This is a genomic window from Kitasatospora sp. NPDC051164 (assembly GCF_044455625.1).
In the GTDB taxonomy this organism is placed as follows: Bacteria; Actinomycetota; Actinomycetes; order Streptomycetales; family Streptomycetaceae; genus Kitasatospora.
Genome location: NZ_JBITFB010000005.1, coordinates 173,157 through 196,288, shown reverse-complemented (window position 1 = coordinate 196,288; position 23,132 = coordinate 173,157). Strand labels below are relative to the sequence as shown.

Annotated in this window: 1 protein-coding gene; it reads left to right on the top strand. The window is 72.9% G+C overall.

All coding sequences use genetic code 11. The annotated features are described in order from the left end of the window. The first annotated feature begins 81 nt into the window (after positions 1-81). Complete coding sequence (locus tag ACIBEC_RS09925; protein WP_360494173.1) at positions 82-23,103, top strand: ADP-ribosyltransferase; 23,022 nt, start codon at positions 82-84, stop codon at positions 23,101-23,103. The last annotated feature ends 29 nt before the right edge of the window (positions 23,104-23,132 follow it).

The following is a 23,132-nucleotide window of genomic DNA, read 5'->3' as shown; positions in this document are numbered from 1 at the left end:
CGCGCCGTCCGGCCCGCCGTGCGGCCGGGCACCTCCCTTCTTCCGTACGACCACCGCCAGGAGTCCACCGCCGTGTCGATCATGCTGCCGCCGGGCCTGGCGAAGTTCTTCAGCATCGTGACCGGGATGAAGTGGCCGGAGGCGAACGAGGACAACCTGCGCACGGCGGGCGACGACTACCTGCTGATCAACGAGAAGATCCCCGAGCTCCGCGGCTACCTGGTCGAACTCGTCAACATCTGCCGCGACAGCTTCGAGGGCCAGGCGGCCGACGAGTTCATGCGGAAGATGCGCCAGCTCATCGGGGAGGACGGCGGCACCGACTACGTCACGGCCGCGGGCATGATGGCCAAGCAGCTCGGCGAGTTCGCGCACAAGGTGGCCAACCAGGTCGAGTACGCCAAGTGGATGATCATCGCCCAGCTGATCCAGCTGGTGGCCCAGATCGCCTGGGCCATCGCCATGCTGCCGATCACCTTCGGCGGCTCGCTCGCGGAGATCTTTGTCGCCTACAAGGTCGCGGGCGAAGTGATCAAGCAGGTCTTCATCTGGCTGTTCAAGCAGCTCCTGCTGCACGAGTTCCTGTCCATCACCACCGCCATGCTGATGGACGGCATCATCCAGGGCATCCAGATCGGCCAGGGCCACAAGGACAAGTGGGAGAAGGAGTCCTTCATCCAGGCCATCGAGATGGGCGCGATCAACGGCCTGCTCACCGGCCCGCTGGAACTGCTCACCTTCGGCGCAGGCAAGCTCTTCGGGCGGATCTTCGGACGCGGCCTCAGCAAGAACCTCCAGGCCGACCTCAAGATGCTGGCCGGGTCCGAGTTCAAGAACGAGCTGAAGACGCTGGGCACGGCCGAGCTGAACCAGGTCCTCAAGCTCATGCGGAACACGTCGTCGCTGAGCCTCAAGGACGCCCTCAAGATCGTCGAGAAGGACATCGCGAAGAACGCCGCCAAGGACGCGGCGAAGAACGTGGCGAAGAACTCAGCGAAGGACGCCGCCAAGAACAGCGCGAAGAACGCCGAGCGGAACGCCCTCGGGGAGATCGCGGACCACGTCCGGCAGGGCTTCGTCGAGAGCGGCGAGAAGAGCGTCATCGGCGCCGGCCGCGAAGCCGTCGAGAACGTGGCGCAGAAGCTCAGCAAGGTGGAGAAGCTCTCCCAGGAGATGGGGAAGACCTTCGAGCAGCACCTCCTCCAGCAGGGTATCGACGCGGAACTCGCCAATGCCGCGGGACGGTTGATCGCCTCCCGGCTCGCCGCCGACGGGGCCCGCCACGCCATCGACCTCGGAGCGTTCAACAAGCTGGCGAGGACGCTGGTCGAGACCGCGGGGATGGTCGACCTCAAGGCCCTGGAAGGCCTCACCAAGCAGATCGGGAAGATGCAGAACGAGCTCAAGCACCTCAGCGGCAGCGTGCTGGAGAGCGAGACGAAGCACCTGGACTTCCTCAAGGCGGAGGCACGGCACCTCACGGACACCGTCAAGGCCACCCAGGACCTCGCCCGGCGCGCGGTGAGCCTGATGGACGGCCTGCACCCGCAGACCGCCGGGCAGTTCCTCTACCGGTTCGGCGAGGGCATCGGCGGCTGGCTCAAGGGCGGCGTCCAGAACGTCCTCAGCGAAGGCACCTACAACCTGACGTTCGGCGAGGACCACAAGTTCACCGTCTCCGTCGAAAGCTTCTACGGCGGCGTCGCGATGGGGGCGCTCGGCCACCTCGGCCACATGGCCGGCGGCCCGCTGCGGCTCAGGCTGCAGGACCTGGAACTCCCCAACTACGCGCGCTTCCCGCTGGCCGTGGTGTCCACCCTGATGGGCCACCCGACCTCGCTGTGGGTCTCCCGTCCGGAGGGAGGGGGGCTCGCCGGCGGGCCGCCGAAGGGGATCTTCTTCGGGGACGGGGACTACGGCACCGGTCCGCTCGGCGGCAACCGGCCGGAGCACCTCAGGACGGACTCGGACGGCTCGTCCACGTCGTCCGGGAACAGCGCGAACAAGTCGACGGCGGAGCCCCCGGCGGGCAGCCGGGCCAGGACGACGGGCGGCGAGGACGGGGCGAAGAACGCCTCGGGCCCGCCGAAGACCTCCGACGCCTCCACGCCGGAGCCCCCGAAGCGGAGCGCGACGGTCGGCGGCGGGGACACCGCACCGAAGCGGCCGGTGGAGGACGAGGGCGCCGTGCCCGTGCCGGCCCCCGCGCACGCCACGACCCCCTCGCCGGACGTGCCCGCACCGACCCACGTGCCGACGACCGGCGAGCACCAGGGGCAGGCCCACCAGGAGCCCGTCGTCCACGAGGAGCCGGACGCCGGGCAGCAGCGGACCATCCTGGGCGGCGACCACACCGCCCAGGGCGACAAGACCGGCGACGTCACCCCGGCCACCACCCACGTGGCGTCCCACTACTCCACCACGCAGCACGTGCCCGCCCCCGACTACGGCGCGGCCTCGACGCACGGCCGTCCGCTGTCCCAGGAGGACCGCCGGGCCTGGGTGATCGGCGACCCGCCGTCCGACGCCGCCCTGCACGCCCTCCGGCAACGGCCCGACGACGCCTCCCACTACAGCCTGGTGATGCACACCAACGCGGACGGCCTGCCCACCCGCGACGGTGTCGAGCTGACGCCGAAGGAGGTGGCCGACGCCGTCGTCGACCTCGGTAAGCACGGGCAGTTCCAGGACGGGCAGGTTCTCGACTTCGTCGCGTGCGGCCTCGACGGCGCGGACCACGTCAACTTCGTCGCCGAGGTGATGGAGCACGTCTGGCAGGTCGACGGACTGACCGGCCTGAAGGCACGGGCCGCCGACGGGCCGGTCTGGGTGGTGCCCGGCTTCAGCGGCCCGAAGACCATGAGGGAGCAGGGCCTCGGTACCGGCCACCTGGTCGTCGCCCGCAAGGTCGGCTTCGACGCCCTGGGCCGCCCGGTCGTCGAGGGCGGCGGCAACTGGCACGAGTACACCAACACGAACGCCGGGACGAAGCCGTCCACCGGGGGGCCCGCCGGGGAGCCCCTGCTGCTCTCAACCACGACGCCCTCGAAGCTGCCGGAGCACTACGGCTCGGGCGAGGTCGCCGTGCCGATGCCACACACCGGGCGGTTCGGCGAGGAGCCGCTGTCCGAGCAGGCGCCGCCGCCGCACGGCTCCGCGCCGTCGTCGGACCGGACCGCGTCCGGCCACGCGTACCACTACGCCGACGCGCCCGAGCACATCCGCGCCGAGGCGGACGGCGAACGCGCGGCGCAGTGGCGGCAGACCCAGCGGGACCTCCAGGACGCGTACGAGACCAAGCTCTCCGACGCGGCCGAGCAGCACCGGAAGGACCCCGACGACGCCGGCCACGCCCACGACGAGGCCGCGGAGGCGCGGCTGGCCGAGCAGTTCGCCGAGGGCTCCGTGCGCTTCCCCGAGCACGCCCCGGCCGACCTGCCCGCCGCGGTGCTCCGCAGGGCCAGGGCCCTGATGTACCGGGAACTGGCGGAGCGGCCGCAGCAGCGCGAGCGGATCTTCGCCGACCTCGACGGCCTGGTGCGCGTCGCGGCCGTCCGGGAGGCCTTCGTCCGGATGGCCCGCGAGCGCTTCGACCACGCGGTGGACTCCCTCGGCGCGCAGCGGCTCATCGGCGACGGCACCCGGCCCACCCACGAGCCGGGCCGGATCCCGGAGGCCGGTCTGGGCAGGATCCGGACGGACTCCGAGGGCGGGTTCCTCCAGCGGGCCGAGGACGAGGCCGCCCGGCTCTACGCCCGGCCGGAGGACCTCGCCGACCCGGCGCAGGCCCCCGCGGAGGGCGCCGGCCCGGGCCGGCGGACCGAGGACGTCGTCGAGGAGGCCACGGGCCGGGCGCGGGACGCCCTGGACCGGCTCACCGGGAACCTGCGCGAGGAACTCGCGGTTCGCGCCGACCGGGAACGCGCCCTCGCCGAGGCCGACCGGCTGGTCGACCGGGCGCTGCGGGACTCCGGCTGGTACGAGCGGCTGTCGGCGACCGACCGCGACCTGCTGGCCGCCGCCGGGGCGACCGGGCCGGTGAAGCTGTCCGACGCCGCCGTCACCTCGGTCAAGGAGCAGCTTCGCGAGCGGGTCACCCAGGACTTCACCGAGATCGCCGGCCCCCTCGACCCCTCCGCCGGACGCCGCCGCGAACGGGCCGAGGCCGTCGAGCTGTTCGGCCTCGCCCTGGGCGGCCACGTCAGCGGCCTGCCCCACGAGTTCGCCGTGCACGCGGCCCGCGAGGCGGCGATCCGCCGGGCCTTCGCCGAGGCGGAGCAGGCGGCCGGGTCCTGGCACCTGAAGCCGGAGGACAGCGCACTCGCCGAGCAGTACGGCGTCACCGCCGGGGACGTCCACCGGGCGAAGGAGGACGTCACCCGGGACCTCGCCGAGGCCCTGGACCGCGAGGTCACCGAGTACGCCGACCGCCCGGACGTCCTGCGGCGCACGATCGACGGACTCACCGACCCCGGCAACGTCCGCGACCTGCTGATGTACCGGGCCGTCCGGGAGGCCTCCCACCGCGTGGCGCAGACCACCGCCGACGTCGCGGCCCGGACCGGCGGCGGCCTGTCGGAGCACGCCGCCGAGCGGCTGGCCGAGGGCCACGCCGACCGGACCGGCCGCGCCTTCGACGAGGTGTTCCGCACCCGCGAGGACCTGACGGCCCGCCGGGACGAATGGCGCCGGCGCCAGGACGAGCTGGCCGGGGAACTGGCCGAGCACGCCGCCTTCGAACGGGAGGTCGCGCCCGCCCTCCGGGAGGCCGCCCGGGGCTTCGACGACCTGGCCCGGCCGCACGTCCTCGCCGAGGACCGGGCCGCCGCGCTCAAGCGCGAGTACGGCGACGAGTTCTTCGACCGCTACCGCGAGCTGTGGAAGCTCGCCCACCTGGACGAGGTCTCCTGGCGCACCCACGAGCGCACCCACGAGGACGCCTTCGCCCGCCGCGAGGAGTCCCGACCGGAGGAGCCGCGGGCCGACGAGGAGACCCGGCCCGAGGAACTCCGCGACGACGAGCCCCGGGCCGAGGAGCCCCGGCTCGACGAGGCGGAAGAGGACCGCGGCCGCGAGCGCGACGTCGACGAGATCCTCGACGTCCTGGCGCCGGTCCAGCGCGCGTCCGGCGGCGGGCGCCGCGAGCGCCCGGAGACCCGCGAGCGCCCGGAGACCCGCGAGGACGCCGAACCGCGCGAGGAGAACGACCCCGCGTACGAGGGGAACGAGCCCCGCACCACGAGCGAGACCCAGGAGCCCCTCGCCCCCGCCGAGCCGGTCCGCACGGTCGGCCGCACCTCCGACGACACCCCCGCGCCGGCCGAGCACGTCGAGTCGCCCGTCGTGCTGCCGACCGGCGTCCACGGTCCGGTCGCCCCGCACGAGTCCGCCGACGCCGTGCACATCACCGAGGTCCGGCCCGGCGTGCACTGGGTGGCCGACCTCGGGCCGGCGCCCCGGGCCACCGAACGGGCGCTCGCCCACTTCCCGGCCGACACCACCCACTTCACCCTCGCGTTCCACGGCACCGGCCCCGACGGCGCGCCGAGCCGGAACGGCCGGCCGGTCACGCCGCACGAGCTCGCCGGGGCCGCCCTCGACCTGTACGACCGGGGTGTCTGGGACGGCCGTCCGCTGCGGCTGGCCGGCTGCGACGCGGGCCGGGGCGGCGCGGACTCCTACGCCGCCCGCTTCGTCGGCGCGCTGCGGGAGCTGCGGCCCGAGCTGAAGGTCCAGGTGGACGCGCCGGGCGGCTCGCTCTGGTCGCGGCCGGACCGCGAGAAGGCCGACGGCACGCACCGGCTGGTGGTCGCCCGCGCGGTCGGCTTCGACGCGGCCGGACTCCCGCGGGTCGAGGGCGGCGGGTCCTGGGTGCGGCTGTCCGCCTCGCCGGACCACGCCGAGGTGCAGGTCACCCACGTCAAGGGCCACCCCGGCGAGGAGTCCGCTCCGATGCCGACGGCCCCCGAGCACCCGGCCCCCGAGCACCCGGCCTCCGAGCACCCGGCCCCCGAGCACCCGGAGCCGCAGCACCCGATCGTCAAGCCGGACCCGGAGGCCCACGAGTTCGGCGTCGGACGGCAGGGTCTGTACGCGAGGCCCGAGTACGACGCCGCCGTGCGGAGGTTCGAGGAGGCCGTCGGCAAGCTCGCCTACGATGACCCGAGGGCCCTGAGGGCCGCGCGCAGCAGTGTGTACCGGCTGTACGACGTGCTGAAGCTCGCGCACGGCGACCCGACCGGTGAGCGGGTGTACAAGGTCTTCCTGGGCGGGGACGTCACCTCGGCGGGGCAGGTCGGCGAGAACCTCACCCTGGACCAGTTCCACTCGATGCTCGCGGACGACGGCAACCTCCGTGAGCTGATGACCGCGTTCTTCAACGCCTCCTATGCCCAAGGGAACAAGGACACGGCCCCGCTCTCCCTCAAACACCTGCTGAACGACCTGGCCGACCGCCCGGCGGCGGAGGTCGGCTACCAACTGCGCATGCTCGGCCTGGACACCTCCCAGGTGCCGGAGCGGCTGGAGTTCCTCAACAGTCCGAGCCGGTGGATGCCCTCCACGGTCATGAAGGCCAGCTACTTCGCCAGGGACTACTTCGCCACGGGAGCGACCTTCCACAAGGCCCCGTACATGGAGCAGATGGAGTTCCTGACCAGCGCCAAAGCCCGTAAGGAGCGCCCGGTCCCGATCCCGGTGGACGCGGTGGCGATCAACAGGGACATGCCGCTGAGCCCGCGCGAGCTCAGCTTCCAGGTGACCGGTCCGACCGGCGGCCTCCACTGGGTGACGGGCAGCTCCCGGTACGAGCTCAACACCTCGTCGGCGTGGTACGGGGAGACCCGCAACGACAAGGGACTGCACCTCAGTGTCGGTCTGTCGGCCACGACGGCCAAGATGCTCACCGCGTTCCAGGCGCTGAAGGTCCCCGAGGTCTCCCCCGACGACATGCTGCTGGCCCTGGTCGGCTGGATGCTGCCGCTCGGCGACCACACGCTCTACGAGATCCTCAAGGGGGCCGACCTCGCCCAGGAGCTCCCGCCCGTGCCCGCCGACTCGCTGACCGAGGCGGCCGTCATGTACCGGCACGTGCCCGGCCTGCCCGAGGGCACGCTGCGCCAGGCGTCCGTGATGCTCCCGCACGAGTCGGCCTACCACGACCTGGTCGCCCGGCCGCGCGATCAAGGGGGGTACAAGGAGGCGGAACTGGACCAGGTGGCCGTGGTGTGGGCGCGCATGACGGCGGGCAACGGTGCCAACCTCCTCCCGCACGAGCGGGAGTGGCTGGGCACCATCGGGCTGACGCCCGCCCAGCTCCGTGCCCGGCTGAGCCTGGCCCACGTCGAGGCCCTCAACATCTACACCGGGACGGCGTACCCGCTGATCAACGTGCTGCTCAAGCACGACGGCGCGGTGACACTGGACCAGGCGCTCGGCAAGCAGATCGACAATCTGCTGAAGGGGCCGGTGGACAGCCTCCCCTCGATCTTCCGGGACGACCGGGTCCTCGGGCCGTTGCTCGCGAGCGGTCCGCAGGCACGGACGGCCGAGGAGTCCGCGCGGGTCTCCGCGATGGCGATGGCGATGCTTCCGGCCCTGAAGACGGAATTCCGGATCCACGCCGAGATGATCGTGGAGGCGCTGGACAAGCTGCCGGGCGCGACCGGGGTCGTCTATCGCGGCGAGTGGGCGCCCGGCCGGCTGGAGGGCCTGGAGAGACTGCTCCGGGCCAGGGCCGGACGCACGCAGAGCAGCGCGGCGCTGCTCAGCACCAGCCGACTAATCGAGACGGCGGAGAGGTTCCTGCTGCCCGACCGGGACCTCGCCAAGTACTGGCTGGCCCACCGTGTCCTCCGCCGGATCCGACTGGCCGGGGAGAGCGGTGTCGACATCACGCCGTTCTCCCGCTTCCTGCTCGAGGAACAGGAGATCCTGGTCAAACCGGGAGCGGTCTTCACGTCCACGCACATCGGCAGGGGATCCTCGTACACCGGACCGTACGAGCGGATCGACCAGGTGGAGACCGGGGCACCGCGACCGTTCGAGTGGTCGGAGGGGTCGCCCGAGTGGCCCCGGAAGCTCCACGAGGAGCTGAGGTCCGAGCTGGCCCGCCTCGGCAACGGGACCGACGTCCGGTACGCCCGTGACCTGTGGCCGCTGGCGAAGGCGATCGGCGCCCACCTGGGAATGCCGGGCGCCGAGGGTGCCGGGGCCGGCACGCCCGATCCGGTCCTGGTCCAGCGGGCGACCGAACACGCTTGGGACACGGCCAGGATCGTCGCCACCCTGCACGGGACGGCCGGTACCAGCCGCGCGGAACTCACCGACGTGTCGCTGGTCGCGACGCTCGCCCGCACCGAACTCCGCCTCCGGCCCGACCACCGGGTCACCCTGGAGGACCTGCACCGCTTCTCCTTGCAGGTGACCCAGAACGCCGAGACGCACAAGCGCGATCTCCGCCGACTGGTGGCGGTCGCCCGGGACGTCACGTACACCGACCACCGCGCGGCGATGGAGCAGCTCCGGAGGGTCTGGGGCGCGGCGAACCTGGTCACCACCGAGCCGGTCGGACGGGCCGTGCACGTGCTCGGTGAGCACTCCCCGAACCACGAGGCCGTCGTTCGGGCCCTGAGGGCGAGCGAGTTCGAGGGGGACCACTTCAGCGTCCTGATGCCGACCGTTGACGGTCTGCCCCGGCTGAAGGGTTCCCCACTGACTCCGGCCGACGTCGCGCACGCCGTCTACGCGCTGACGACCGAGGGCGGGTGGGACCCCGCCCGCACACCGTTGCGCCTGTTGGCGACGGACCTGCACGCGGACGGCCACCGGCCGTTCACCGAACAGGTCCTCGAGCACCTGTGGCGGATGGACCACCGGATCACCGTGTTCGCGGCGCGGGGAAAGGTCTGGCTCGTCCGGACGGCCTTCGGGACCTGGCACGTCGTCGCCGCCGAGCGGGCCGGTCGCAACGCAGCCGGGGACACGGTGTACGCCAACCCCGGTACGTGGTTCCGGCTGAAGTACGGCGCGTCCCCGGAGAACACGGCTGCCTACTTCGACAGCGAGGCCACCCAGTTCACGGTCGACGAGGTGGACGAGGGCAGCATCGTCGGTCCGGCGCTTCACACCCTGCCGGTCGGCGGCGGCAAGACCGAGGCGGGCTTCTGGGCCGACCACGCCGCGCTGGACCAGGCCGGAGCGGACCCGCAGCAGGACGCGGCGCAGCAGAACGCGGGCCCGCCCGCAGGGAACGCCGCCGGGGCCGGTGCGCCGACGCACTCCGTGCCGCTCCTCATGACCGTTCCGCACTGGTCCGACCCCGGCCGGCCGCTCGTCGACGGTGACGGCGGTACGCACGGATGGGTGCTGGACGGCAGTGCGCTGCCGGAGTTCGGGTTCCTCAGCACGTCGAAGGACTGGTTCAGGATCGTCGTGCACACCGACCACGAGGCGTACCCCACCGTCGGCGGATACCGGATCACCCCCGCGGACATGGGCGCCATGATCCAGTCGCTCCGGCGGGACGGGCACTGGGACGGCACGAAGAACATCGAGTTCGACGCGTGCCGCCTCGCCGAGGCCGACAGCGGCGGGTACCTGCGGTCCCTTCAGAAGGAGCTTCACGACGCGGGCATGGACATCAAGATCCGGGCCGCCAGGCAGGATGTCTGGTTCGCGCCCGTCCCGGCGCAGCACGCCGGCGATCCGCTCCAGCCGACCGGTGGCCGGGCCTTCGTGGCGGCGGCCAAGGTGGGGTTCGACGCCAACGGATTCCCGGTGATCGCCAAGGGGAGCGGCAGGTGGCTCGAGATCCACCCCTACGCCCCGGGGGCCAACCTCCCGCGGGAGAACGACGTGCTCGACCTGTCCGCGAGCGGCTACCAGCAGGTCGAGCACGACCAGGTCGTCACGGAACTGTCCGGCGACCTGAAGTTCGCCCGCAACGACGTCCAGCCGCACCACGACGGGAACGAGGTGGTGCACGAGGACGTCGCGTCGCACCACGACGACGCGTCCGTGCACACCGGTGAGGACGTGCTGCAGCCCGGGCACGTCGTGGTGGACGCGGACGACGAGCATGTCGTGCAGGGCCCGGTGACGCCGGTCCGTCCGCCGCGGATCGACGAGCACGGCCTGGCTGCCTCGGACGTGCTGATCGGGCTCGGCGGCACCCGTACGCAGATCCTCGACCGGCTCACCCGGCGGTTCAGCCGGGTGCTGCACGGCGAGGAGCCGGCGGCCAGGACGCTCGCCGAGAGCCTGTTCGGCGCGGAGACGCTCCAGGCCAAGTTGACGGCGCTGTCCCGGGGCGAGCAGTGGGACGTGCCGTTCTCGGTGGGCAGCTGGTCCGGCACCGTGCGGATGGCGGCCGGGCTCGGCCACGGCACCTTCGTCCGGACGGCCGAGAACTTCGAGTTCGAGTACGGATCGGAGCGGCAGACCTCGGTCGGCGTGACCAAGGACCGGCTCTGGCAGCTGAACGTCGGCGCCCAGGGCAAGTTCAAGTTCGGCAAGCCCGCCGACCTCACCGAGACCGCCGGCTACCAGCACGGCCGGCAGCAGGGGATGACCGACGCGCAGGCCAGTCGGATGGTGGCCCGCGGCAAGACGGTGGAGACCGCCGTCCTCTACGACACCGAGTTCCGCCTGACGGTGGATTTCCTGAGCCTCACCCATCACGGCGCCGAGGTGCCCCGCGAGGCACTGCCGCAGCGGATCGGGCCGGTGGACGTGACGGCCCGGGTCGCCGTCCCGCTCCGGGAGACCGGTGCGCCGCGGCCGCTCGACGGACCGCTGCTGCTGCCGCCGCCCGGCTCGCGCGAGGGCGGGCGGCTGGCGGGCCCGCACGTCGTCACCGACGTCTGGGCGCTGCCGCACCGGGAGGCGCCCGTCGTGACCGCGGACGGGGTCCAGCTCAACGAGCTGAACGCGCCCCGGCCCGGCGCCAAGGGCATGACCGAGTTCATCGCCGGCTTCGAGGAGCAGGCGGCCGAGCACTTCGGCGGCGACTGGCCCGCGCTGAAGGCCAAGCTGCTCGAGGAGGTCGACCTCAGCACGCTGCACCAGGACCTCAAGGCGCTGATGTCGGGCGAGACCCGCACCATCGAGCTGGACGGCCCCCTCGGTCCCACGGCCGCCCTCACCCTGAAGAACGCCCGGATCCACCGGATCGGGCAGACGGCGGACCTGCCGACCACCGAGTTCAACATCGCCACCGGCACCTCCCGCACGCACGTCGAGCAGAACACCAGGAGCTCGGGGTGGCAGTTCCCGCTGCCGCTCAGCGCGACCGGCTCGGCCAAGAACGGCGGCGGCGGAGCCGGCGCGGGTGCCAGGACCGGCCGGGAGAAGGTCGGGCTGCACGGTGGGGGCGACGACCTGGGGCTGGGCACCAAGGTCAAGTCCACGGCGGTGGTGTTCGAGGGCGAGGCGCGGATCGAGATCGGGTTCGGCGCCCGCCGCAGCGGGCTGCGGCCGGTCCAGGCCCGCTCGGTCGACGCGGGGCTCGGGTTCCGGGTGGTCGTCGACCGCTCGGAGACCGTCCAGGCCCCCGTCCACACCGGCCAGGAGCAGGCGGGCCAGGACCACACCGGCCAGGGGCAGGCGGGTCCCGTCGAGCACCAGGAGTCCACGGCGCTGCCGCCCGGCACCCCGGTCCCGCACCCGCCGACCGGCATCTGGCCCGGCGCGGCCGGGTACACCGGGCTGCCCGTCACCACGGTCGTCCGCGACGTGCACAGCGTCGCCCCGCTGCACGCGCGGCTGGACGAGATCGGCCGTGTCCAGCTGGGCGAGAAGGCCTGGCGCGCGGTCCGGCAGGACGTCCTGCGGGCGTTCTCGCAGGCCGCCGTCGGCGCCCACCTGGTCGGCATGACGCACGACGTCCCGCTGCGGACCCCGGCGGTCACGCTCGGCACGCTGAGCAAGCTGGGCATCGGTGTCACCGCGCACGTCACCACGCTGACCTACCGTCGGGAGCAGGACTCGGCGGACCTCAACCCGGTCCGGGAGAGCACCACCTTCGCGTCGCAGCGGTTCCTGAACTCCGACAGCCGCAACATCACGGCGCAGGGCTTCGGCAAGGGGCCGGTGCACACCCGGGAGAACGTCCTGGACGAGAACGGCAAGCCGTTCCAGGACTCGCTCCAGGGCACCGCCACGGTCACCCACGAGGTGCGCGACCGGGACGGCTGGCGGGGCGGCGACTCGGCCAAGAGCTACGCGAACGGCAAGTACCGCAGCGCCCAGGTGCTCTATGACGCGACCTTCGAGCTGCACCTGACGGTGAACGGGAAGCCGCACGGCGACCCGGTCCGGCTGGACGCCTCGTTGAGCATGGAGCAGGCGCACACCGAGCCCCGGGCCCGTAACAGCCGGGTCATCGCCAACCCCTTCGACGGGGCGGCGCCCCCGCGCCTGGACGAGGCGCAGCCGCAGCCGCCGGTCCGGCCGCAGGCCACCGGGCAGCCCCCCGCGCACCTGCGCGTCCCCGACCGGCTCGGCCACTCCGACGTGGTGCTGAGCGTCGGCCGGCGTGGCCCGAGCGTGCTGGGCGAGGTCGAGCGTGTTCTCGCCACGGCCGGCCCGGTGGGCGCCCGGGCCTCGGCCCGGCTCGCCGCGCAGCTCGACACGGCCGGCCTGACCGCCTCGCTGTCCCGGCTCAGCCGGGGTGGCGGGATCAAGCTGTCCGTGGACACCGGGAACTGGAAGGGCACGGTGGAGGTCACCGTCGCCCCGCTGGCCCTGCGGCACCGGCGCACGGTGAACGGGTTCGAGTTCGAGCTCGGCAGCCAGCAGCGCACCACGATCGGCTACAGCTGGGACCGGATGAGCCGCTGGCGCGGCGGCCTCTCGCTCAAGGGCACCGTCCCGCACGTGAGCGTCACCGGCGAGTACGCCCACACCCGGGACAGCGTCCGGGGCCTCACCATCGAGCGCACCGGCGGCACCAACAGCCGCGGCAAGAGCACCGAGACAGCCGAACTCTTCGACGGCGACGCCGCGTTCACGATCCGGTTCGTCCCCGGCCCGCTCCAGCGGTCGCTCGCCGGGACCACCGTTGCGGCACCCGTCGTGATCGCCGCGCCGCACCGCGAGGTGGTCCGGCCGCCGGTGAACGACGGCCCGCCCGTCCGGCACCTGCCGGACCAGCGGATCGGCTCCTCCGACATCGTCACCCGGGTCCTCCTCGACCCCGGGAACGGCCTGGTGCACAGCGGGCCGGGCGCGGTCTCCCGGGTGGTCGCGAGCCTGGAGAACCGGGGCAAGGCGGTCCTCGGCCGGGACTGGACGGGGATGAAGGCCAAGCTCCTCGAAGCCCTCGACTTCGACCGGCTGCACCCGCTGCTGAAGCCGATGACCTCCGGCCATGAGATCGTCCTGACGCACGGCCGCAGCACCGTGCGGATCACCGCCTCGGTGGACCGGATCACCAAGTCCGGCGACGCCGCCCAGGTCGAGTTCAACATCGGCGCCGGCGCGCAGACCGCCTTCACCAGCTCCGAGGTCGGCACCAACTCCGGCAGCGGGCACGCGAACTCGGTCGGCGTCACCGTGCTGGCGACGACCGACCCGCTGGGCACCGGCGTGGCCGTGGTGGCCGGCGGCGGCGTCACCCACACCCGCCGGCAGGACACGCTGGAGCACCGCCGGGACGTCCTGGTGACCGGAACGGCCGTCAAGTCCAAGGTCGCGGCCGAGGCGCACCGGGCCGACATCCGGCTGTCGATGGTGATGGAGCGCCGGCCCGCGCTGCAACTGCCCGGCGACGGGAGGCCGGTGCCGACCCCCGTCCAGCCGCCGCGGTCCGGGCTGCGCGCGACCGTCCACAGCCTGACCGAGGCCGGGAACGCCGTCGTCCCGCAGTGGCGGCTGCGCCGTACGGTCTCGGAGACCGTCATCCACGCCGACGTGCTGACCGAACGCGACCGCGCCGCCGACGGACCCACCCTGCGGGGGCGGCGGCAGGGCGTGGTCGCCGCGCGGGAGCTGCGGGTGCCGCCGGCCGAGGTGTTCACCTCCGGCCTGCGCCCGGGGGACGTGCTGCGCTGGGCCGGCGACACCTCGGGCCTGCGGAGCCTGCTCCGGATCGAGGGCCCGCGGTTCTTCGGCGAGGGCACCTGGAAGCGGCTGGAGCCCATGGTCACCGCGGGCCTGAGCCACGCCCAGCTCTCCTCGCTGCTGGCCCCGGCGACCGGGCCGGCCGGACAGCAGAGGCCGGTCGCCACCCCGTCGGTCGGCCGGCGCTGGTTCGTCGACGACGCCGAGGTGACCGTCCGGCTGTCCCTCGTCCAGCTGGAGTACCACGGGGACAACGCCGCGGCGGCGCTCAGCCCGGCGAACGAGTCGGGCGGCGGACACCGGAGCACGCAGCTGACCGGGCGGCAGTGGAACGTCCGGGCGCAGGCCGGTGCCCAGGGCGACCTCGGGGGCAAGGTCGAGGGCACCGCCTCGGTGCTGGGCGGGGGCACCCACCGGCAGCGTCTGGGCATGGTCACCGAGGCCGGTGGCCGCACCGTGGCCAACGCCAAGGCGGCCACCCCGATGGCCCGTTACACCGGCTACGTCAAGGTCGAACTGGACCTCCGCAACGGCGACACCACCGTGGTGCGGCAGCTCGGCGGCGACCGGTCGGCGGCCGGTCTGGTGCCGATCGAGCTGGAGATCCCGCACGCCCACACCACCCTCGGCCTCTCACCCGCCGATCACTGGACGCAGTTCACGCCCGAACACCCCGGCGGCCACGCCCTGCCGCAGGCCCTCCCGCTCGCGGTCCAGGTGGCCCGCGCGCTGACCCCGCACCACGACGGCGGCGTGCACGTGCTGCACGACCCGACGGCCGGTCCCGCCACGCGCGAGCAGGCCGAGCGGAACGTGCGCCGGATCCAGGACGACCCGCGTTACTTCACCATCGCCTACCACGCCGTCACCGAGGACGGGGCGCCCGGCTGGAACGGCGGGACCCTGCACCCGGACGCCCTGGCCGACCGGCTGGCCGAGCTCCACCGCAGTGGGGAGTGGGACGGGCGGCCGCTGCGGTTCGCCGCCTGCGACGCCCGCGCCTACGTCGAGCAGGTGCTGACCTCACTGCGCGAACGGCTCCCGGACGCGGAACTGGACGCGTTCGTCACCAACGGCAAGCTCTGGGTGGCCTCGCACCAGGGCCGTACGCACCTGGTGGTCAGCCGGGACGTCGGCTGGGACGCCGGCGGCCGGCCCCGGGTGGAACCGGGCGGCGAATGGCTGCACCTCCGGGTGCCCCGCAACGGCGAGACCCCGCCCACCGGGCCGCAGCACGAGAACGCCGCGCCCCCGCACGAGAACGCCGCGCCGGTGAACGACGGCGCTGGCGCGCACGGTCCCGTCGTCCAGGTCGTCGCCGTCCACGGCCCGCAGCTGCACGACCCGCATCCGCTGGCCGAGGTCACGCCGGACCACCCGATCACCGATCGCCGTGGACTGCAGCCCCTGGGCACCGGTCCCAAGCACGCGCTCCACGCCACCCCGGAGCACAAGCGGCGGGCGGTGGCCTTCGAGGCCAAGCTGGGCGCCCTCGCCTACGGCCACCCCAAGGCGCAGGCCGCGGCCCGCAACGCCGTACAGCGGCTCTACGACGCCTTGCGGGCCGCCCACCCGACGGTCGCCGAGGGCGAGCTCTACAAGGTCTTCCTCAAGGACGAGAAGAGCTCCGCCGGTCAGGTCGGTGTGGACCTCACCCTGGCCGAGTTCCAGACGATGATGCGCACCGGCAACACCCGCGAACTGATGACCGCCTTCTACAACGCGGCCTACGTCAACGACTCCGACCACGGCCTGAAGAAGGTGCTGCAGGCACTGCTGGAGACCGGGGACTCCGCCCGCGCCGAGGCGATGGGCCTGGACCTGCGCGTACTGAAGACCCAGGCGGACTTCCTCAACGGCGGTCTGCGCGCGTTCCTCGGGAAGGTGCCCGGCCTGGAGTCGATGTTCACCAAGGACCACTTCGGCACCGGCACCGTCATCAAGCAGGGCGCGGAGCCGCTCAAGGCCGGCGCGGAGTACCTGGCCAGCCTGAAGGCCCGGCAGCCGCGCGAGGTGCCGCTGAACGACCTGACGGCGACGCACCTGGCCGAGCGCGGCATGCCGCTGAGCACCAGGGAACTGGCGTTCCAGGGGCACGACGGCGGCGCGGGGCCGCTGGCCTGGAAGTCCGGCCGCTCACTCAACACCGTCAACGAGAAGTCCGCCTGGTACGGCGACACCCACCTCGGCAAGAACATGCCGGTCAGCACCGGCAACTCGGCCACCACGGCGAAGATGCTGAACGGCTTCCGGCTGCTCAAGGTCCAGGACAGCGAACCGCAGGACATGCTGCTGGCCCTGACCGGCTGGATGCTGCCGCTGGGCGACCACTCGCTGTACGAGATCCTCAAGGGCGCGCAACTGGTGGGCGAGCTGCCCCCGATCCCGACGCACGCGCTGGGCGACGTGTCCTCGATGTACCAGCACGTCCCGGGCATCCCGCAGCACCGGGTCCGTGCCGAGCTCGGCGAGTACGGCATGCTGCCGCACGAGGCGGCGTACCACGAGCTGCTCGCCAAGCCGCGCGCCGAGGGCGGCTGGTCCGACGAGCCGACGAGGAGGGCCTCGGCCGCGAACCGGGCCGCGTTCGAGGCCGTCCGGGACGGCGAGTCCGAGGTCTCGCAGCGAGTGGTCGACTGGCTGGACCGTAACCATCTGACCGCGCACGAGGTGCTCGACCGGCTGACCCCCGCACACTTCGACGCGCTGGCGTTCTACAGCGGTCCCACGCACGCGCTGATCAACGTGATGCTGCGGTTCGGTCCGCTCAGCCGGCGGACCGCGCTGGAGTACCAGATCAACCAGCTGCTGGACAACCGGCACCCGAGCCTCCTGCCGTCCATCCTCAGGCACGACCCGGTGCTCGCGCCGCTGCTCAGCCGGGCGCCACGCGACCGCTCCGACGAGGACTGGGCGGCCCTGCGGCCCGCCGTGAAGCAGCAGCTCCCCAGGATCGAGCGCGAGCTCCTCGTGCACACCGAGCTGCTGGACGAGGCGCTGGCCAAGCTGCCCACGTGGAGCGGGGAACTCTGGCGCGGGGAGCGGGTGGTGGGCCCGCTGAACTCGCTCGGCAGCCGGCTGTCGCCCACCTACGCGGGTTCGACCTACCGCAACCGCGACTTCGTCAGCACCAGCACCAGCGAACGGGTCGCGCGGAACTTCATGCAGACCCGCGAGCAGCTCGCGATCACCCACCCCGCCCTGGTCCACTACGCGGTGGACGGCGGCGGCAGCGCCTTCGACATCCAGCCGTTCTCGGAGAAGCAGGGCGAGGACGAGGTCCTGATCCGCCCGGGCAGCACCTTCGACCTCACCGCCCGGAAGATCGTCTACGACCCGGCTTCCCGGCAGAGCTACGAGCGGATCGACCTCACCGAGCGGTCCGCACCGGAGGCGTTCCCGAAGGCGACCACCGAGGACCTGCGGCTGCACGAGACGCTGGCCGAGCTGTCCAACATCCCGAAGCTGCGCACCCACGAGGACCTGTGGCCGCTGGCCGAGCACATCGGCGCGGACCACCGGCGCCCGCTCCCCGGCCGGTTCACCGAGCTGCTGTCGGGCGAGGCGGCCCGCCGCGAGGCGAGCACGAACGCCTGGCACACCGCGAAGCTCGCCCAGGAGCTGCGGGGCGCGGACCGGATCACCCTGGACGGTCTGACCCGCGTGCGCCGCACCGCCGACCTGGTCCGCGAGGCCCTGTCCGTGCCGACGGGCCACCCGGTCACCCGGACGCACCTGGAGGACTACGTCCGGAAGCTGCGCGGGTCGAACGGCGACGAGGTCGCGGCGGCCGACCTGGAACACCTGGTCACGCTGGTCGACGGGCTCAAGCGCCCGGGCCACGCGGTGACCGTCGCCGCGCTGGAGCACGCCTGGCGCGACCCCGGGAACGCCCCGGCCTCCGAACTGCTCCCGCTGGACCGGCCCGACTTCTACTGGGTGGGCGCCCGGGGCGACGACTGGCGCGCGCTCACCGAGTCGGTGTTCCCGCACTTCCCGCACGCGGACGACTACCTCACCCTCGCCATGCACACCTCCGACGGCGTGCCGGTGCTGGACCACGTCACCGTCGCGCCCGCGGACATCGCGCGCGGGCTGCTCAAGCTCCGCGCCGACGACGCCTGGGACGGCGTGAAGCCGCTGCGCTTCGTGGGCTGCGACCTCAACTCCCGGCCGGACCAGGAGTACGTTCGCGAGGTCATGCAGTACGTGTGGGACGGCGGCCTGACCGAGGCGGTGGCCTACGCCGCCGACGGCCGGGTCTGGTTCGCCCAGGCGCGCCATCCGGACGGCACCGTGGACACCGGTCGACCGGGCCACCTGGTGGTCTCCTCCGGCGTCGGCGTGACGGCGAGCGGCCGTCCGGTGATCGTCCCCGGCGGCAACTGGCTGCGCATCGCCAGGAACACCCCGACCGAACTGCTCGGCGCCTACCTGGCGGGCGACGACGGCAGGGCCGAGTACCCGACCGTCCAGGAGCACCGCGTGCGCGGCCCGCTCGCCGGCGCGGTGAAGTTCGGCGCCGACACCTTGGTCCCCGACCAGCAGCACGCCACCGGGGAGCATTCCGTCGCGGAGTCGGAGACCGGCGGACCGGTCCCCGACCAGCAGCAGCTCCACGACGTCGCGTCCTCCTTCTCCGCGCTGCACCTCGACCCGCAGCCGCCACCCACGGCAGTGGCCGTACGGCACGCGGTCTTCGACGAGCCGCGGTACCGGCACCACACGGAGGACTTCGAGCGGCAGCTCGGGGAGTGGACGGCGAGCGACCCCCGGGCGCTCCACGAGGCCCGCGAGGCGCTGCGGAAGCTGGCCGAGGAGAGCGGCACGGCGGAGTACGCCGACCTGGTCGCCAACGGGAGCCTGCACGAGGTGATGCAGGCGTTCCGGGAGCGGGCCGCCGGCGACCCGCGGTTCACGGCCGGCCGCCCCGAGGTCCCGCAGGCCGACGCCGCCTGGCACGCCGACCTCGCGGGCCGGGGCATCCGGACGGTCTCCGGGGTGTCCCGGGCCGCGGCCGACGCCATGCACGCGTACCTGCGGCTCGGCGGAACCGGGCACGAGCCGTTCGCGCGGGCCCTGTACGCGTCCCTGCTGACGGGCGGCGAGCACTCGCTGCACGAGGTGGTGGCGGGCATGCGGCTCACCGGGGCGTTCCCCGACCACAGATACGCCGACGGCGCCGAGCTGTACCGGAACCTGCCGGGGGTGCCGCTGTTCGAGCTGCGCCCGCCGGTGGAGGGCTGGGAGGGGCCGATCGGGCCGACGTCCGAACACCCCGCGCCGGAGACGCTCACGGTCGGGCTGCCGCACGAGCGGACCTACCTGGAGTGGGCCCTGACCTCGAAGGAGGTCGACGAGGCGGTCCTCCAGGAGACGGCGAACCGCCGGGACATGCTGGCGGAGACTGAGCCCGCCCCCGCGCCCGGCGTGAAGGCCTACCAGGACTGGATGACCCGCAACGGCGTCGAGAACCCCAAGGCCGTGACCGACCTGCTCGGCCACGCCCACTTCGTGGCGCTGTACACCTACACCGGGCCGGCCTACTCACTGATGAACGTGCTGTTGAAGAACCCGGGCCCCGCTGCCCTGCCCGCGCTCCGGGGAAAGATCGCGGCGCTGATCGCCAAGCGCTACGGGGACGAGGGCACCGCCCTGCCGCGGTCGATCACGACGCAGCTGGCCGAGGGCATGGAGGAGCGGACCGACCCGTGGCGCCTCGCCGACTCCCTGAGCGATGAGCAACTGGCGGTCATCCAGCGGGAGATGATGCTGCACAGCGACCTGCTGGCGGACGCCCTGAAGCTGCTGCCCGCGGCGCAGGGGAAGCTGTTCCGCGGCGACGGCACGCTGGAGGACCCGTCGAAGCCGACCGGCCGGCCTCCCGGTCCGGAGTACGGCGGCGACGTCATCCGGCACCGGACGTTCGCGAGCTTCAGCACCAACGAGGGCACCTCGCTGGGCTTCATGAAGAAGTACGACGGCGAGGACGAGTACCGGGTCCTGCTGGAACTGGACGCGACGGGCCTCAACGGCCGCGACATCGCGCCGTTCTCCTCGCACATGGAGGAGGACGAGGTCCTCTTCCTGCCCGGCGCCCGGATGCAGGTCATCGAGCGCACGTCCACCCGGACGGACGACGGCGTCACCTACGTCCGGCTCAGGGCGAGGGAGGTGCCCGCCGAGGAGTCGGACAACACCGCCACCGAAGCCCCGGCCCGGCGGCCGGGCGCCGGCACCGACCACACCGAGCAGCCCGCACCGCCGTCCGGCGGAGTACGGCTGAACGACGGCCGGACCGTTCCCGACGGACAGCTGCGCACGCACCCGATCACCGACGCCTCCGGTCAGGAACGCGGACAGGCCCTGTTCGACGACGCCGACTGGGCGTCCAGGGCCCAGCTCTACCCCGAGCTGAGCGAGGTCACAACCTTCGTACCCCGCGCGGCCGACGGCCTTGTCCCCGGTACGCCCCAGCGGGTGCCGTGGGACGGGGAGCACACCTACTTCTTCGCCGCCCACGCGGGACCGCACGGGTTCGACCTCCCGCTGGCCGACGGCACCAAGGCCCACGGCGTCAGCGGCACCGAGGTCGGCGGGCTGCTCAAGCGCAAGCTCGCCGACCTGGCCCGGAAGGCCGCCGACGCGCCCGACACGGTCAACGGCAAGCCGGCCTCGATCACGCTGCTCAGCTGCGAGTCCGCCGAGCACGCCCAGGCTGTCGCCCGGCAGACCGGACTGACCGTCCACGCCCCGACCGGCCGCACCGGCGTCAGCGGCAGGCCCGCCGGCCCCGACGGTCCGTCGACCGCCAGGCTGTACGTCAAGGCCGCCCCGGACGGATCGGCCGGGCTGTTCCGGACCTTCCACCCGGACCCCGCCGGCGACAGCCCGGGCGCGACACCGCCGTCCGGACCCCTGTCCGCCCGCCCGCCCGGCGACCGGGGCGCCGGGCCGCGGCACCCGGATGACGCGCTGGACAACATGTGGAACGGCGAGTACGGCGACCACGCCGGGCACGCCGACGGCCAGGAGCAGGTCGTCCTGGTGGCGTCCGAGCAGCACCAGGACCGTGAGGTCCACCGCTACTCGGACGGTTCGGAGACCCATGTCTTCCCCGACCACACGCAGATCCACTACCCCGCTCACGGAGGTGAGATCCAGTACTACCCGGACGGCGGGGAGTACCACTACGACGTGGACGGGAACCTGGTCCACCAGGTGCAGCCCCAGGCGGTCCACCACCAGGACGGGCAGCCGCAGGAGCCCGAGTACCGCCTGCTGGCCGAGGTCCTCGGCGCCCAGGGCGTCCGGATGGATCCCGGCCTCGAACCGCCCCGGTACGCGGTGCCACCGCAACAGGACGCGCTGGTAGGCCGGGAGCTGCCCAACCCACCCATCGCGACCAGCCGGGACGTCAACCTGACCGAACTGCTGGCCGAGCAGAGCACCGCGCCGATGTGGCGCCACGACCTCGGCCTCCTGTACCGCTGGGAGCGGCAGCGGCCGGGCATGGAGGACTACGAGCAGGTCTTCGAGCACGGGCTGGCGCCGAGGCAGGCGAACCGCCACGTCGACCTGCAGGACTACGTGGGGAACAACGAGGCGTCGTCCTTCGTGAGCACCACGCGCTCCGACCGGGCCCAGCACGTGGACTGGGGCACGCACCGCCGCTACGTGATCGACGCGCCGGGCGGCATCGACGTCCGGGCCACGCTGGAGCACCCGGGCCTCGCCGAGCTGGAGGACGAGGTCGCGTTCCCCGGCGGCATCGACCCGCAGTACATCGTGGGGGTCGAGCTGGTGGAGGACGTCCTCCTGGACCCGGCGACCGGTGTCTACGCCCAAGAGGTCACCTTCCTCCCGAACGAGGCCTACTGGCCCAGCCACCGGTACTTCGACCAGGTCGAACGGATGCGGGAGCGGGTGCTGGCCGCCGACGCGGAGGAGGCGGGCACACCCGCGGACGCCGAGCACACGGACGCCGAGTACGCGGTCGAGCACGCGGTCGAGCACTCGGACGACAGCGACTCCTCGACCGACAGCGACTCCTCGACCGACGGCGACTCGGCGAGCGACCACTCGGCCGACGACATCGCGAACGTGCTGAACGACCTCGCGGTGGGGTCGGACTCGGACAACAGCGCCGTTCCGCCGCCGGTCGGCCAGCACATGCCGCCGGCCGCAGGGTGGCTCAACCCGGCGAACTGGCCGCAGGCCGGTGCGACCGCCACCCAGGCCGCCGAGGCCTTCTTCGCGCAGAGCGGCGGCTGGCAGCTGGCCCAGAACCACTTCGCCGCGATGCCCCGCGACTTCCAGGTGCGGTACGCGCAGCTGGAGTTCCACATGACGGTCTCCCAGCACCCGCAAGCGGTCGCCGTCCGGAACACCGCGCTGCAGCAGATGACGGACTTCGTCGCGGAGCTGGAACCTCAGCTCAAGGCCGCGCTGGAGTTCTACACGCAGCCCAGCGAGGACGGCGACGGCAGCGCGGCCAACGAGCTCTCGTACTACCAGATCAAGGAAGCCCAGTGGGAACTGGACACGAACCCGGACGCGGACATCGCCGCCCGGCCGAACGGCCAGGCCATCCTGGACCACATCGCGGCCATCGACGAGGCGATCGGGCTCTGCCCGGTGACGGCGCCGCTCCTGGTGAGCCGGGGCGCGCCGTTCGTGGGCAACTGGGAGCACCCGTCGGAACTGCAGGTCGGCGAGTTCGTCCATGAACCCACCTACATCTCCGCCACGGTGGGCGAGCACCTGCACCCGTCCTTCGACAGCCGGCTGATCCAGATGCACCTGCTCGTGCCCGAGAACACCCGGGGAGCCTTCCTGCCGGCGATCTCGGAGAGCCCGGAGGAACTGGAGATCCTCTTCGGCAGCGGGATGTACTGGACGCCCATCAGGATCATCCCGCCGGCCGTGCAGTGGAACCAGCCGATGGACGGCGGGGAGGAGACGGTGCCGCCGGAGAGCCAGTGGATCGTCTACGGCAGGCTGGACGACCCGCCCCCGCTCTCCGACGACGACTACGAGTAGCGGGACGCGCAGTGCCGGACCCCACCCGA